Here is a 14,569-nt window from a genome sequence, read left to right as displayed (position 1 = left end):
GGGCGATGGCAGCGCGGTTTCAAACGGCCTTACACCTGATCTATCCGCCGCGCTGCACAATCTGCAGCGGCACTGTCGACAGCGATTTCGGACTGTGCGGACCGTGCTGGCGGGATACGCCGTTCATTTCGGGCCTGTGTTGCGATCTGTGTGGCGTGCCGCTGCCCGGTGAGGATACCGGCACATCCGAAATCTGCGACGATTGCCTGAAAATCGCGCGACCGTGGCAAAGGGGCCGTTCGGCCCTGCTCTACAAGGACAACGGGCGCAAGCTGGTGCTGGCGTTGAAACACGGCGATCGCCAGGACGTCGTGCGCCCGGCGGCGGCCTGGATGGCGCGGGCGGCGAAACCGCTGCTGACCCCCGGGATGCTGATTGCCCCTGTCCCGCTGCACTGGACACGGCTGCTGAAACGGCGGTTCAATCAGTCGGCTTTGCTGGCCAGGGGCGTTGCTGCCGAAACCGGCCTGTCCCATTGCCCCGATCTGCTGATCCGTCCAGGCCGGACCCGTTCGCTTGAGGGATTGGGGCGGGAGGAGAGGTTTGCCATGCTGTCGGAGGCGATCAAGGTACATCCCAGGCGCAAGCACAGATTGGCCGGCAGATCCGTGTTGCTGGTGGATGACGTGATGACTTCGGGCGCCACCCTGGCGGCGGCCACGCAGGCCTGTCTAGCATCCGGTGCCAAAGATGTGTCAATTCTGACCCTAGCGCGCGCGGCCAAGGACACCTAAATTCCGCAGCAGCAACGCCTACAGGAAATGACACGCGATGAAACCAGTTGAAATCTATACCTCGCCCATGTGCGGATTTTGCCACGCCGCGAAACGTCTGTTGAAGGACAAGGGCGTCAATTTTTCCGAGATAAACGTCTGGTCCGATCCATCGCGCAAACCCGAGATGATCCAGCGCGCCAACGGCAGCCGCACCGTGCCGCAGATTTTCGTCGACGGCGTGCATGTCGGTGGCTGCGACGATCTTTATGCGCTGGAGCGGGCCGGCAAGCTGGATGCGCTATTGGCCGCATGACCGGGATCAAGGCGGCACTTGTTCAGCTCAACAGCAGCGACAGCCCGGCGGATAACCTGCCGGTCACGCAGGCCCTCATTGGCGAGGCCGCCGGGCAGGGTGCCCGATTCGTACTGACGCCCGAGGTGACGAACTGCATCTCGACCAGCCGGTCACATCAATCCGAGGTGCTGCAGCCCGAGGATCAGGACATCACCCTTGCCGCGTTGCGCGAACAGGCCGCGCAGTTGGGCATCTGGCTGCTGATCGGATCGCTGGCGCTGAAATCCGGCGATCCCGACGGCAGGTTTGTGAACCGGTCGTTTCTGATAACGCCCGAGGGTCGCGTCAAGGCGCGCTATGACAAGATACATATGTTCGATGTTCAGGTCTCGGAGACCGAGACCTATCGCGAATCGGCGGGCTACAGGCCGGGTACACGGGCGGTTCTGACAGGGCTTGACCGCCTGAGCCTGGGGATGACAATCTGCTATGACATCCGGTTTCCGCATCTCTACCGGCAATTGGCCGGGGCCGGCGCGGATGTGATCTCGGTGCCATCCGCCTTTTCTCCCGTCACCGGCGCGGCCCATTGGGAGGCGCTGTTGCGCGCCCGCGCGATCGAAAACGGCTGCTACATCCTTGCCCCTGCGCAGACCGGCACGCATTCATCGCAGACTGGCAAGCCGCGCACAACTTTTGGGCACTCCCTTGCCGTCGACCCGTGGGGGACGGTCCTGACAGACGCAGGTGGGCCGCCGGGCGTCAAAACCGTTGATCTTGACCCGGCTCAGGTGGCAAAAGCACGTCAGCGCATCCCCTCCCTGACGCATGGAACCGAATTTGGTGGCCCCTGAATGACTGGCGATAACAAGAACTCTCTGGCGGTGACGTTGTTCAGTGAAATCCTGACCAACGATCAACTGATCCGCAGCCAACTGAGCCGCGTGCTGCCAAAGGGCATGGAAGTGTCGCATTTTTCGGTTCTGAACCACCTGGCGCGGCTCAATGCCGAGCGCAGCCCGGCGCAGCTTGCCAAGAGCTTTCACGTCACCCGCGGCGCGATGACCAATACGCTGCACAAGCTGGAACTGGCCGGTTATGTGCATATCCGCCCCGATTGGGATGACGCCCGGCGCAAGATGGTCGCGATCAGCCCCGCGGGCCGCAAGGCGCGCGAAGCCGCGATCAACGCGATCACGCCGATGATTTCCGACGTGGTGGCCGAGTTGGGCGAGGACAAGGTGCGTGCCACGCTGCCGGTGATGCGTGAATTGCGCGGTCGGCTGGAAGCCAAGGATTAGGCGGTTTCGGGTCTGAGGCTGGCGGTCACGTAATTGACGCTCAGATCGCGCGGCGACAGGGACCAGGACCACAGGACCGGGTTGAAAACGAAACCCTTGCGGTCCACCGGCTCCAGCCCGGCATTACTGAGCAGCTCATAGAGTTCATCCGGGGTGATGAACTTGTGCCAGTCATGGGTGCCTTTGGGCAGCCAGCGCATCACGTATTCCGCGCCCACGATGGCCATCGCAAAGCTTTTTGCATTGCGGTTGATGGTCGAACACAGGTGCAGCCCGCCCGGACGCAGCAATTGCCGGCAGGCCAGCAGATAGGCCTGCGGATCGGCCACATGTTCGACCACTTCCATGTTCAGCACCGCATCGAACTGCTCTCCTGCTTCGGCCATCGCCTCGGCGGTGGTGTGACGATAATCAATCGTCAGGCCGGATTGTTCCGCATGGATCCGGGCCACGGGCAGGTTCCCTTCGGCCGCATCGGCGCCGACAACCTCTGCGCCCAGCCGCGCCATCGGTTCGCTCAGCAATCCGCCGCCGCAGCCGATGTCCAGGATACGCAAGCCCTGAAAGGGGCTGGGCGCGGCCAGATCGCGGTCAAACTCTGCCGCGATCTGGCTGGTGATATAGTCCAGCCGGCACGGGTTGAGCATGTGCAGCGGCTTGAATTTGCCGTTCGGATCCCACCATTCTGCGGCCATCGCCTCGAATTTGGCGACCTCGGCGGGATCAATCGTTGTCTGAGCGGCTTGCATTCTGCTCTCCATATGCTCTTGATGGTGTTGCCCAGTATATAGGACGATCATGGACAAATTCTCAGGCCAAAAGAGCGCAGTCCAGTATCTCTACCCGCCGGTCGAGCCATTTGACCGGCAAATGATGGATGTGGGCGACGGGCACAAGATATACGTCGAACAATCGGGCAATCCCCGCGGCAAGCCCGTCGTCGTGCTGCATGGCGGCCCCGGTGGCGGGTGCAGCCCGGCGATGCGGCGCTATTTCGACCCCAAGGTTTTTCGCATCGTGCTGTTCGATCAGCGCGGTTGCGGCCGGTCCAAACCCCATGCCAGCGTCGAGGCGAACACAACCTGGCACTTGGTCGCCGATATCGAACGGATCCGGGAAAGCTTTGGCATCGACAGCTGGATCGTCTTTGGCGGCAGCTGGGGGGCGACGCTGGCGCTGATTTATGCGCAGGCGCATCCCGACCGGGTCAGCCAGCTTGTCCTGCGCGGTGTTTTCATGATGACTCGGTCCGAGCTCGACTGGTTCTATGGCGGGGCGGCGGGCAAGTTCTGGCCGGAGACGTGGGACAGGTTCCAGGAACCCATTCCCGAGCAGGAGCGCGGCGATATGATTGCCGCGTATCACAAACGGCTGTTTTCCGGTGATCGGGCGGTTGAGACGACCTATGCCAAGGCCTGGTCAGCGTGGGAGAACGCGGTGGCGACCGTGCATTCCAGCGGCGCGGGCGGCGACAGCCCGGCGGATTACGCACGCGCCTTTGCGCGGCTGGAGAATCACTATTTCACCCATGCGGGTTTTCTGGACTATGACGGGCAGATCCTGGATCAGATTGACCGGATCGCACATATTCCGGCCACGATCGTGCAGGGCCGATTCGACATGATCTGCCCGCCGCACACAGCCTACCGCTTGGCGAAGGCATGGGGCCCGAACGCCGATCTGCGGATGATCCCGGTGGCCGGTCACGCGCTGTCCGAGCCCGGAATCAGCGCCGAGCTTGTGGGGGTGATGGACCGGCTGGCTCGGGCGCGCTGACCCCGCGGTCGGATCGGCAGCTTTCGCCGGGGTGTGAGACTCTCATGCAGTTTTTGGCGCGCTTGGGGGTTCAAGCTACACTTCGCAACAGAATCAGGGAGGCGAGAGATGAGCGACGAACCGAGAATCGAAGAGCGTGAAAATGGCCCGCTGATGGCCCGGGGTATCCGCCGGATGGTGGGCGCCGACGGTGCGGAGATCGAGATCAAGCAGGTGATGGCGCTCTGCCGTTGCGGCCATTCCCGGAACAAGCCGTTTTGCGATGGCAGCCACAAGGAGGCGGGGTTTGAAAGCCGGGGTGGGACACCCGCAGGCCCAGACAAATTGCTGAGCTATGAGGGCGCCGAGGTGACGGTGACCTATAACCCGATGATCTGTTCCCATGCCGCCGAATGCGGCCGCCTTGCAGGCCATATCTTCAACCCCGAGCAAAAGCCCTGGGTGCAGCCCGACAGGGGAACCGTGGCCGAGGTCGAAGCGGTGATCGCCGCCTGCCCGTCCGGCGCGCTGGCGCTGAAACGCAATGACGGCGCGCGCGAACACCGCCTGTCTGAACGCTGCGACATCACCGTCGAGAAGAACGGTCCCTACTGGGTGCAGAATGTCAAACCGCCGGTTGGCCTGCAGGGCGAGGGGATGTCCTCGAAGAAATACGTGCTCTGCCGCTGCGGGCTGTCAGGCAACAAACCCTATTGCGATGGGACACATCGGGACGCGGGATGGCAGGACGACTGAGCGGCCGGCTTCTTGGCGCCTGTCCAGAGGATGCCGCGCCAAGCCGCGGTGGGGGCGCATACGGTCCCTTGCAGGACATCGGATAGTCGTCACCGGGGCGCTGCGCCCCTGGGGTCACTGGGCGGCTTCGCGGGGACAGGCGCGCGCGATCAGCGCTGCGATCTCCGGCCGGCAGGAACCGCAATTCGTGCCTGCCTCCAACGCCTCGCCGATCTGATCGACGCTTGTCAGACGGTCGGATTCGATGGCCTGCAGGATGGTCTTCACCCCGACATTGAAACAGGCGCACAGGACGGGCCCGGGATCAGGCCGATCCGCCGGGGCAAGGCCGGTCAGGGCCTCTTCGTTCGCGGTGCCGGGCAGTGTGGTCAGGTGGTCACGCATCACGGCGACGGGTTCGGGGGCGATGAAAAGCGCGGCGCGCAACTTGCCGTTTTCTTGCAGGGCCAGACGGGTGAGGCCGCGGGCCGAATCGCTAAACATCTGCATGTTTGCCTCCGGTAGCCTGAACATCCTGCGTGCCGCCGCTGCCCAGTCCGTGACCGCGGACAGGCCGGCGAGCTCGGCGCGATAGCCGGTTCCAGTGCGGGCGACCGCCCAGTAATCGGCCTCGGGCGACAACGGGCCGTCGGACACCGCAAAGCCGTACCAGGCCGCGTGAACCGGTTCTACGGCGACCACGCTGGCCTTGCTTTCGGGCTGCCCCGATACCGGGTCGGTTGCCGCAGCAACCAGCGTGTCGATCCGGGCGGTGGGCGCGGTCTGGGCGGTCCAGTGCATCGGCGCAAAGACCTCGCCGGGATGCACATCCGTGGTGATGCGCGCGCGCAGGATCGCCTGTCCGGTCGGGCTCTGCACGCGCAGCAGATGCGCCGGGTGAACGCCCAGCCGGTCAGCGTCCTGCGGGTGGATGTCCAGAAAGGGCTCGGCCATGTGCGCCGACAGGCGCGGCGACCGCGCGGTCCGGGTCATCGTGTGCCACTGGTCGCGAATGCGCCCGGTATTCAGACGGAACGGATAGCGCGGCGAGATCGGTGCTGCGGGCGGGCGGTGGACGACGGGCAGCATCCTGGCCTTGCCATTTTCGTGATAGAACCTGCCATCGGCAAAGAATCGTCCGCCAGTGCGTGCCGCGCTGACCGGCCAGCGCGTTGGCGCAAGGATCGAATAGGCGTGATCGCTCAGGTCCGAGAGGCCCGAGATGTCGAAATCGCGCCCGAATCCCCCGGCAAGACCCGACAGTGCCGCGTATTCCCGGAAAATCTCGGCAGGGTTCTGGTAATCGAAGGCGGTCTGCCATCCCATTCGTCGTCCGGTTTCCGCCAGAATGGCCCAATCGGGCCGCGCCTGCCCGGGCGCAGGGAGCACCGCGCGTTGGCGGCTGATCGTGCGGTCGGAATTGGTGACTGTGCCGTCCTTCTCGGCCCAGGCGGCGGCGGGCAGCAACACGTCTGCCAGCTGCGCCGTATCGGTGGCGGCGGTGATGTCGCTGACCACGGTGAAGGGGCAATTCCGGATTGCGTCGCGTACCGCGTCGGCCTCGGGCATCGACACCGCCGGATTGGTATGAATGACCCACAGCGCCTTGATCCGCCCATCACCCACAGCGCGGAACAGGTCCACGGCCTTGAGCCCGGGTCTGGTCGGCATGGCGGGCGCGGCCCAGAAATCCCGCACCGCCGCACGGTGGTCGGCATTTTCGATGTCGAGATGGCAGGCCAGCAAGTTGGCCAGGCCGCCCACCTCGCGCCCGCCCATCGCGTTGGGCTGGCCGGTGACGCTGAAGGGACCGCAGCCCGGGCGCCCGATACGGCCGGAGGCGATGTGGCAATTGAGGATGGCGTTGACCTTGTCGGAACCGGATGTCGACTGGTTCACCCCCTGGCTGAACACGGTCACGACGTTCTCTGTGCGCATCCAGAGCTTGCAGAAAGCGTCGATCTCTTCCTGGGAAAGGCCGGTGACGGAATCGTCACTCACGAAGGCGGCCTCCAGTGCCGCGTTGAACCCCTCGACATGGGTCAGGTAACTGGCGTCAAGCGCGCCACCTTCGTAGAGCGATACCAGCAGGCGGTTGAACAACGCCACATCACTGCCGGGGCGCAGTGCCAGGTGCATGTCAGCGCAGTCGCAGCTTGCGGTGCGGCGCGGGTCGATGACCACGATTTTCGTGCCGCGCGTTTCGCGCGCCGCCAGCAGGCGCTGATACAGAACCGGATGGCACCAGGCCAGGTTCGAACCGACCAGCACGACCAGATCCGCAAGCTCCAGATCCTCGTAGGTGCCGGGCACGGTGTCGGTGCCGAATGCCCGTTTGTGACCGGCCACGGTGGAGGCCATGCAGAGCCGCGAATTGGTGTCGATATTGGCCGAGCCGATGAACCCTTTCATCAGTTTGTTGGCCACGTAGTAATCCTCGGTCAGCAGCTGGCCCGACACGTAGAAGGCGACGCTGTCGGGGCCGTGATCGGCCACGGTCTGGCGAAATCTGCCGGCGACCAGGTCAAGCGCGCGGTCCCAGCTGCAATCCTTCCCCTGCACGCGCGGCATCAGCAGGCGGCCATCCCCCCCGACCGTTTCGGCCAGCGCCGATCCTTTCGAGCACAGGCGCCCGAAATTCGCCGGGTGATCCGGATCGCCGCGCACGGACAGCCCGCCCTGGCCGTCGGATCGCAGCAACACGCCGCAGCCCACGCCGCAATAGGGGCAGGTCGAGCGGGTTTCGGGAAATCCGCCGCCGTCCATCACGCAGCCGACCGTTTGCCGATGGCCAGGCCGTCGATCAGGATGCGGCCGTTTTCAAGGCGTACCGGGTAGGTGTCGACGCGGCCGTCGTCGCTGCCCTGCGCCTTGCCGGTATTCAGGTCGAACACCCAGTTGTGCAGCGGACAGGTCACTTTCTGGCCATGCACGATGCCTTCCGATAGCGGGCCGCCCTTGTGCGGGCAGGCGTTCGACGCGGCAAAGACCTCGGCCTCATCGGTGCGGAAAAGACCGACGCAGCCGGACGGGGTTTTCACAACCCGGGCACCGCGCAGGGGAATGTCGTCGATATGTCCGATGTCGATCCAGCTCATTCCGCGGCCTCCAGCACGAGATTGGCAAGAGGCGCGTAATTCGCACGTGTTTCCCGGTCGGTCGCGTGCTCGGCCCAGGGATCCTTGCGGTAGATTGTCTGCGACAGCTCGAACGCGTCGATCAGGCGCTGGCGTTCGTTCAGGTCATCCACCACGCGCGACTTGACCCAGTCGAGCCCGACCTTGGCGACCCACTTGTACGGCCGATCCAGGTATTTTGCGTTCTCGCGATAGAGTTGGATGAAAGCGATGGTAAGGTCGATGGCCTCCTGCTCGGTTTCCGCATCGGCCAGGCGTTCGGTTTCCTTGACCTCCATGCCCGCCGCCCCGGCGACGCTGACCTGGTAGCCGCTGTCGACACAGATGATGCCGACATCCTTGCAGGTCGCCTCGGCGCAGTTTCGCGGACAACCCGATACCCCAAGCTTGACCTTGTGCGGGGTCCAGCTGCCCCAGAGGATTTTCTCAAGCTTGATGCCAAGGCCGGTACTGTCCTGTGTGCCGAACCGGCAATGATCGGTGCCGACGCAGGTCTTCACCGTTCTGAGACCCTTGGAATAGGCGTGGCCGGAAACCAGCCCGGCCTTGTTCAGGTCGGCCCAGATCGCCGGCAGGTTTTCACCCCTGACGCCCAGCAGGTCGATCCTCTGGCCGCCTGTGACCTTGACCGTGGGCACGTCGTATTTGTCGGCGGCATCGGCAATCGCACGCAGCTCATCCGGGGTGGTGATCCCCCCCCACATGCGGGGTACCACGCTGAAGGTGCCGTCCTTCTGGATATTGGCGTGCTTGCGTTCATTGACGAAACGGCTCTGCGGGTCGTCGCGGTATTCCAGCGGCCAGTCCGCCAGCAGGTAGAAATTCACCGCCGGGCGGCAGACATGACAGCCATTGGGCGTTTTCCAGCCCAGTTCCTGCCAGACCGCGGCCTGGCTTTTCAACTCCTGCGACTTGATCAACCGGCGCAGGTCTTCGTGGTCCAGATCCGTGCAGCCGCAGACCGGCTGCGATTCAGGCGCGGCGTAGTCCTCGCCCAGCGTGACTTCGAGCAATTGCTCGACCAGCCCGGTACATGTCCCGCAGGAGGCGCTGGCCTTGGTCGTGGCCCGGATCGCGCCGAGGTCGGTGGCGCCGCCGGTGATGGCGTCGACGATACTGGATTTGCAGACGCCGTTGCAGCCGCAGATTTCCGCCTCAGGCGGTAATGCTGCAACGGCTGACAGAGGGTCCGCTGAGGCACCCCCCTGATACGCGGGGCCGAAAATCAGCGTGTCGCGCATTTCGTCGATCTCGGTCCCATCCTTGATCAGCCCGAAGAACCAGTTGCCGTCGGTGGTGTCGCCATACATGACCGCGCCCACCAGCCGGTCCTGTTCGATCACCAGCCGTTTGTAGATGCCGCGCGACGGATCCCGGAACACGATGTCCTCCCGCCCGTCGGCCTCGGCGAAATCACCGGCGCTGAACAGATCGCAGCCGGTGACCTTGAGCTTGGTCGCCAGCTCCCGAACCACAAAGGCATCCGCCTCGCCCAGCAGGCTTCTGGCAACGACGCCGGCCTGTTCGTAGAGCGGCGCGACAAGGCCGAAGAGGTGCCCGTCAAACTCGACGCATTCGCCCACGGCGTAAATGTCCGGGTCCGAGCTCTGCATCTGCGCGTTCACTTCGATGCCGCGGGCCACGTCAAGCCCGGCGTCATTGGCAAGCCGCGTTTCGGGGCGGATGCCCACGGCCATGACCACCAGGTCGGCGGGCAGGACATCGCCCGTTTCCAGCAATACCGCCTCGGCTCTATCCTCGCCCAGTATGGCTTTGGTCGATGCCTGGGTCTTGATGGTGATCCCGCGTTCTTCGAGATCCTTGCGCAGCAGATAGCCTGCCGCCTCGTCCAGCTGGCGTTCCATCAGGTGGCCCATCAGGTGCAGCACGGTGACGGTCATGCCGCGCTCGCTCAGACCTGCCGCGGCTTCCAGGCCCAGAAGGCCGCCGCCGATCACAACCGCGCTGCCACCCTGCGCGGCGGCGTCGATCATCGCGTTGGTGTCATCGAGATCGCGATAGCTGATGACGTTGGGCAGGTCTTTGCCCGGGACGGGAATGACAAAGGGCGCCGATCCGGTTGCGATGATTAACTTGTCGTAGGGAACATCGCCGTTCTCGCCGGTAACGGTCTTCGACTCGCGGTCGATGGACACGACATGTTCGCCAAAACGGCAGGTCACGCCGTTTTCGGCATACCAGTCATCGCTGTGGGTCACGATGTCATCATAGCTCTTTTCGCCCGACAGGACGGGGCTGAGCATGATGCGGTTGTAGTTGCCGCGCGTCTCTGCGTTGAAAAGCGTGATGTGATAGGCGTCCGGGTCGGCCTCGAGCAGATGTTCGATGACCCGGCCGGATGCCATGCCTGCGCCAATGATTACCAGTTTCTGTGTCATCAGTTCACTCCGCTGCTATGGCTTTGGATGACGGTTGCGATTTCGGTTTGGCGCCGTGTTCGTATTCCTCCAGGAAATCGAGCACTTCCTGCCGGTAGGCGTAGTATTCGGGATGCGCCAGCAACGCCTTGCGGGTCCGGGGCCGGGGCAGGTCGACCTTGGTGATCTTGCCGATCGTGGCCTGCGGCCCGTTGGTCATCATCACCACGCGGTCAGCCAGCAGAAGCGCCTCGTCAACGTCATGGGTGACGCAGATCGCCGTGACTTTGGTGCGGCTCCAGACCTCCATCAGAACCTCCTGCAGCTCCCATCTTGTCAGGCTGTCGAGCATGCCGAAGGGCTCATCGAGCAACAGCAGCTTGGGGCTGAGCGCAAAGGCGCGGGCGATGCCGACACGCTGCTTCATGCCGTTGGACATGGCATGTGCCGGGCGGTCCATGGCCCCGGCCAGCCCCACGCGTTCCAGGTAATATTCGACGACATCCTGCCGTTCGGCCTGGCTGGCGCGCGGATAGACCTTGTCAACGCCGACCGCCACGTTCTCGCGCGCGGTCAGCCACGGAAACAGGTTGGGCGACTGGAAGACCACGGCGCGTTCCGGGTCGGCCCCTTCCACATGGCTCCCGTCCAGCTTGATGGCGCCTTTGGAAATCTCGTTCAGTCCCGCCGCCATTGTCAGCACCGTGGATTTACCGCAGCCGGAATGCCCGATCAGCGAGATGAATTCGCCGCGGTCGATCTTGAGATTGAAATCCTCGACCACCGTCAGCGGTCCCTTGGGGGTCGGATAGATCTTGTGAAGCTGCGAGAAGTCCAGGAAACGGTCGTCGATCAGACCTTGCCGGGCCTGTTGGACGGCGGTTGGCAGGCCGTGGATCGGCGTGACCTCCGGTAGCTGGCGGGTGCCTTCGACCTTGGCTTCGATACCGACATCCATCAGGTGTTTCGTGACCTCGGCCCGCAGCGTCTTGAAGCCCTCGTGATGGTTCATTTCGCCCCGGTCACGCGGGCGCGGAATGTTCACGCTGAACGGTGTGGCCAAGGTGCCATCGGGGTTCAGCGGCACGATCCTGTCGGCCATCAGGATCGCCTCGTCCACGTCGTTGGTAATCAGGATACAGGTCTTGCGGTCACGCTCCCAGATCTCGAGGATCTCGTCGGCAAGGTTGGCGCGGGTCAGCGCATCCAGGGCAGAGAGCGGCTCGTCCAGCAACAGCATCTCGGGGTCCATCGCCAGGGCGCGCGCTACCGACACCCGTTGCCGCATTCCACCGGACAGTTCTGCCGGGCGGCGGTTTGCGGCATGGTCAAGGCCCACCATCTGGATATAGTGATCGGCTTTCGCGTCCTTTTCGGCACGCGAGAGCTTTGGGAAGACCGCGTCGACGGCAAGCATGATGTTGCCCTTCACCGTCAGCCACGGCATCAGCGAGTAGCTCTGGAATACCAGCGCGCGTTCGGGGCCCGGCCCGTTGATCGCCGCGCCGCGAAAGGTCACGGCACCGCTGTCCGGGTTTTCAAGCCCGGCAATCAGGTTCATCAGGGTCGACTTGCCGGTGCCGGAAAACCCGAGGATCGCCAGGAACTCTCCTTCCTGTACCTCAAGGTCGATGCCTCTCAGCACTTCCTCGCGTGCCGGCCCTTCGCCGAAACCCTTTGTCACATTGTCGAATGTCAGGATGCTCATGCCGATCACCGGTTGTTCGAGAAGGTAAACAGCGACTGCAGCGCATACATCACCCGGTCCAGCAGGAAACCGATGATGCCAATGGTCAGCACCGCCACGATGATCTTGGCCAGCGACTGGCTGGAGCCGTTCTGGAACTCGTCCCAGACGAATTTGCCCAGCCCCGGGTTCTGCGCCAGCATTTCGGCCGCGATCAGGACCATCCAGCCGACGCCCAGTGACAGGCGCAGGCCGGTGAAGATAAGCGGAAGCGCGGAAGGCAGCACCAGTTTGGTGATTTTGGCGTAGGTGCTCATCTTCAGCACTTTCGACACGCTGACGAGATCCTTGTCGATGGAGCTGACGCCAAGCGCGGTATTGATCAGCGTGGGCCAGAGCGAACAAAGCGTCACGGTAATTGCGGAAACCAGGAAGGATTTGGCAAAAAGTCCGTCGTTGGTCACGTAAAGCGCCGAGACCACCATGGTGACGATCGGCAGCCAGGCGAGCGGCGAGACGGGCTTGAATATCTGCACCAGCGGGTTGATGGCCGCATTTGCCGTGGGCGACAGGCCCGCGACGATACCCAGAGGGATGGCGACAAGCGAGGCCAGCAGGAAGCCGAAGAACACGGTCTGGATCGAGGTCCAGATCTGATCGTAATAGCTGGGCGCGCCGGTAAAGGGGATGTCCCTCACCTGATCCGCCTTGCCCTGGTCAATCATGCGCTGGTTGCGCTTTTCGACACGTTCATAATGGGCGGTTTCCTTGGCCGCCTTGGCGCGCGCGTCGTCGTGCAGGTTAAGCGCCTCTTCCCAGACCTGTGCCGGGCCGGGGATCGCGCCCAGCGAGGTCTGAATTTTGGGAGCCATCGTGCCCCACAGAAGCAGAAAGGTCATGATCGCGATGAGCGGCACCGCCAGCAGGCGCCAGATCTCTCTCACCTGGGCGCGGGGATTATCGCCCGCGACGATACGCAGGACGGGCGTGATCCAGGCCAGGCCAAGCACCTTGAACCATGCGTCGGCCTTGCTGATCCGGGCGAAAAGACGGGCCTGCCTGGCTTCGCTCCGGGCGAAATCGGGGTCGGCGGTTGTCATGTCGAAGCTCCTTGGTTTTCTGTGACCGGGGGTTTTCCGTGGCCGGGGGCGGGTTTTGCCGCGCGCCCGGCGTCTTGGATCAGCCCTGGATATCGTTGCCGATGACCTGTTGCTGGGCCTTCAGGCCGATGGGCAGGCTGTCGAGATAGGCGTTGGGCGTGCGGCCGTCATAGGCAATGCCATCGATGATGTCCTCGGGCGGTGTCGGCGCCTTGTACCCGTCGCTGTCCCAGGGAAAATCGGCCTCGTCGGCCAGCCCCTCATCGACCAGCAGACGGGCGGCTTCGAGGTAGATTTCGGGCTTGTAGACCGACTTGGCCACCTCGTCGTACCAGCTGTCCGGCTTTGCCTCGGCAATCTGGCCCCAGCGGCGCATCTGGGTCAGGTACCAGACCGCATCGGAATAGAAGGGATACGTGGCGTTGTAGCGGAAGAATACGTTGAAATCGGGCACCTCGCGCTTGTCGCCCTTTTCGTATTCAAACGTGCCGGTCATCGAGCTGGCGATCACCTCGTAATCGGCACCCACATAATCGGGACGGCTGAGGATCTCGACGGCCTCCGGGCGATTGGCATTGTCGTTTTCATCCAGCCACATCGCCGCGCGGATCAGCGCCTTGACGACGGCAAGCGTGGTGTTGGGATTTTCCTCGGCAAATTCGGCGGTGATGCCGAAGACCTTTTCCGGGTTGTTCTTCCACAGCTCGTAATCGGTGATCACCGGCACGCCGATGCCCTTGAACACCGCTTGCTGGTTCCACGGCTCGCCCACGCAATAACCCGAAATCGTGCCGGCCTCGAGCGTTGCCGGCATCTGCGGCGGCGGGGTGACTGACAGGAACACATCCGCCGCGATCTGGCCGGTCACGTTGTCGGGGCTGTAATAGCCGGGGTTGATTCCACCGGCCGCCAGCCAATAGCGCAGTTCGTAATTATGGGTCGAGACGGGAAAGACCATACCCATGTTGAAGGGCTTGCCCTCCGCCCGATAGCTTTCGATCACCGGCTTGAGGTGTTCGGCAGAAATGGGATGCGCGATGCGGCCATCGTCACCGACCGGCAATTCCGGTTTCATCAGATCCCAGACCTCGTTTGAAACGGTGATGCCGTTGCCGTTGAGATCCATCGAAAAGGGGGTGATGATATGCGCTTCGGTGCCGTAACCGATGGTCGCGGCCAGCGGCTGACCGGCCAGCATATGCGCGCCGTCCAGCGTGCCGTCGATCACGCCGTCCAGCAGCACTTTCCAGTTGGCCTGGGCCTCGAGCGAGACAAACAGCCCCTCGTCTTCGAAAAACCCTTGTTCATAGGCAACGGCCAGCGGCGCCATGTCGGTGAGCTTGATAAAGCCGAATGTCAGCACGTCTTTTTCGAGATCGAGTATTTCAGCCAGTGCAGGGCCGGTCAGGAAGGTGGAGGCCGAGACGGCAAGGAGGAGTTTCTTCATCTGGGTCGTTCCTTTTGC

General features: G+C 63.4%; 13 protein-coding genes. 6 read left to right on the top strand and 7 right to left on the bottom strand.

All coding sequences use genetic code 11. The features are described 5' to 3' along the window. The first annotated feature begins 5 nt into the window (after positions 1–5). From AAFO92_RS08420 to AAFO92_RS08405, 4 genes are read left to right on the top strand one after another with little or no spacing between them, the layout of a single operon-like run. Positions 6–734 carry a ComF family protein gene (locus AAFO92_RS08420; RefSeq protein WP_347534271.1) on the top strand — a complete coding sequence of 243 codons (729 nt, stop codon included), beginning with the start codon at positions 6–8 and terminating at the stop codon, positions 732–734. Between the two features lie 37 nt (positions 735–771). Then, positions 772–1,029: a glutaredoxin 3 gene (gene grxC / locus AAFO92_RS08415; RefSeq protein WP_347534270.1), complete on the top strand. Its 258-nt coding sequence runs from the start codon at positions 772–774 to the stop codon at positions 1,027–1,029. Next, positions 1,026–1,865, top strand: coding sequence for a carbon-nitrogen hydrolase family protein (locus AAFO92_RS08410; RefSeq protein WP_347534269.1), 840 nt, complete (start codon positions 1,026–1,028; stop codon positions 1,863–1,865). Before grxC ends, AAFO92_RS08410 begins: the two co-directional genes overlap by 4 nt. After that, a complete protein-coding gene (locus tag AAFO92_RS08405) occupies positions 1,866–2,312 on the top strand; it encodes a MarR family transcriptional regulator (RefSeq protein WP_347534268.1) in 447 nt (148 codons plus the stop codon). Here AAFO92_RS08405 and ubiG read toward each other — a convergent pair. Further along, positions 2,309–3,061 (bottom strand): bifunctional 2-polyprenyl-6-hydroxyphenol methylase/3-demethylubiquinol 3-O-methyltransferase UbiG, encoded by a 753-nt coding sequence (ubiG, locus tag AAFO92_RS08400; RefSeq protein WP_347534267.1) that lies wholly within the window; start codon positions 3,059–3,061, stop codon positions 2,309–2,311. The genes AAFO92_RS08405 and ubiG overlap by 4 nt on opposite strands. 49 nt (positions 3,062–3,110) lie before the next feature. Between ubiG and pip the strand changes: the two genes are divergently transcribed. After that, positions 3,111–4,088: a prolyl aminopeptidase gene (gene pip, locus AAFO92_RS08395; protein WP_347534266.1), complete on the top strand. Its 978-nt coding sequence runs from the start codon at positions 3,111–3,113 to the stop codon at positions 4,086–4,088. 108 nt (positions 4,089–4,196) lie between these two features. Further along, complete coding sequence (locus AAFO92_RS08390) at positions 4,197–4,823, top strand: CDGSH iron-sulfur domain-containing protein (RefSeq protein ID WP_347534265.1); 627 nt, start codon at positions 4,197–4,199, stop codon at positions 4,821–4,823. 114 nt (positions 4,824–4,937) lie between these two features. Here AAFO92_RS08390 and AAFO92_RS08385 read toward each other — a convergent pair whose 3' ends face one another. The 6 genes from AAFO92_RS08385 to AAFO92_RS08360 all read right to left on the bottom strand — a co-directional run bounded on the left by AAFO92_RS08385 (position 4,938) and on the right by AAFO92_RS08360 (position 14,551). Next, the gene (locus tag AAFO92_RS08385; protein ID WP_347534264.1) at positions 4,938–7,568 is read right to left on the bottom strand and encodes a molybdopterin-dependent oxidoreductase; all 2,631 of its coding nucleotides are present in this window, start codon (positions 7,566–7,568) and stop codon (positions 4,938–4,940) included. After that, positions 7,568–7,900: a nitrite reductase small subunit NirD gene (gene nirD / locus AAFO92_RS08380; protein ID WP_347534263.1), complete on the bottom strand. Its 333-nt coding sequence runs from the start codon at positions 7,898–7,900 to the stop codon at positions 7,568–7,570. The genes AAFO92_RS08385 and nirD overlap by 1 nt, the downstream gene beginning before the upstream one ends. Further along, positions 7,897–10,338: a nitrite reductase large subunit NirB gene (gene nirB / locus AAFO92_RS08375; RefSeq protein WP_347534262.1), complete on the bottom strand. Its 2,442-nt coding sequence runs from the start codon at positions 10,336–10,338 to the stop codon at positions 7,897–7,899. The genes nirD and nirB overlap by 4 nt, the downstream gene beginning before the upstream one ends. Positions 10,339–10,342: 4 nt before the next feature. Next, entirely contained in the window at positions 10,343–12,025 is a 1,683-nt protein-coding gene (locus AAFO92_RS08370; protein WP_347534261.1) for a nitrate ABC transporter ATP-binding protein, read from the bottom strand. A gap of 5 nt (positions 12,026–12,030) precedes the next feature. After that, positions 12,031–13,104 (bottom strand): ABC transporter permease, encoded by a 1,074-nt coding sequence (locus tag AAFO92_RS08365; RefSeq protein ID WP_347534260.1) that lies wholly within the window; start codon positions 13,102–13,104, stop codon positions 12,031–12,033. 79 nt (positions 13,105–13,183) lie between these two features. After that, positions 13,184–14,551, bottom strand: coding sequence for a CmpA/NrtA family ABC transporter substrate-binding protein (locus AAFO92_RS08360; RefSeq protein ID WP_347534259.1), 1,368 nt, complete (start codon positions 14,549–14,551; stop codon positions 13,184–13,186). Between the last annotated feature and the right edge of the window lie 18 nt (positions 14,552–14,569).

The sequence above is a fragment of the Roseovarius sp. CAU 1744 genome (genome assembly GCF_039839345.1).
Taxonomy (GTDB): Bacteria; Pseudomonadota; Alphaproteobacteria; order Rhodobacterales; family Rhodobacteraceae; genus Roseovarius.
Note: the sequence above shows the minus strand (reverse complement) of the source record. Positions and strands in the feature narration are given on the sequence as shown.

Coding starts and splice junctions, on each gene's coding strand:
- nirD (WP_347534263.1), bottom strand. CDS start 7,900: ATGAGCTGGATCGACATCGGACATATCGACGACATTCCCCTGCGCGGT.
- AAFO92_RS08360 (WP_347534259.1), bottom strand. CDS start 14,551: ATGAAGAAACTCCTCCTTGCCGTCTCGGCCTCCACCTTCCTGACCGGC.
- AAFO92_RS08385 (WP_347534264.1), bottom strand. CDS start 7,568: ATGGACGGCGGCGGATTTCCCGAAACCCGCTCGACCTGCCCCTATTGC.
- AAFO92_RS08390 (WP_347534265.1), top strand. CDS start 4,197: ATGAGCGACGAACCGAGAATCGAAGAGCGTGAAAATGGCCCGCTGATG.
- AAFO92_RS08420 (WP_347534271.1), top strand. CDS start 6: ATGGCAGCGCGGTTTCAAACGGCCTTACACCTGATCTATCCGCCGCGC.
- AAFO92_RS08405 (WP_347534268.1), top strand. CDS start 1,866: ATGACTGGCGATAACAAGAACTCTCTGGCGGTGACGTTGTTCAGTGAA.
- grxC (WP_347534270.1), top strand. CDS start 772: ATGAAACCAGTTGAAATCTATACCTCGCCCATGTGCGGATTTTGCCAC.
- nirB (WP_347534262.1), bottom strand. CDS start 10,338: ATGACACAGAAACTGGTAATCATTGGCGCAGGCATGGCATCCGGCCGG.
- AAFO92_RS08370 (WP_347534261.1), bottom strand. CDS start 12,025: ATGAGCATCCTGACATTCGACAATGTGACAAAGGGTTTCGGCGAAGGG.
- AAFO92_RS08365 (WP_347534260.1), bottom strand. CDS start 13,104: ATGACAACCGCCGACCCCGATTTCGCCCGGAGCGAAGCCAGGCAGGCC.
- pip (WP_347534266.1), top strand. CDS start 3,111: ATGGACAAATTCTCAGGCCAAAAGAGCGCAGTCCAGTATCTCTACCCG.
- AAFO92_RS08410 (WP_347534269.1), top strand. CDS start 1,026: ATGACCGGGATCAAGGCGGCACTTGTTCAGCTCAACAGCAGCGACAGC.
- ubiG (WP_347534267.1), bottom strand. CDS start 3,061: ATGCAAGCCGCTCAGACAACGATTGATCCCGCCGAGGTCGCCAAATTC.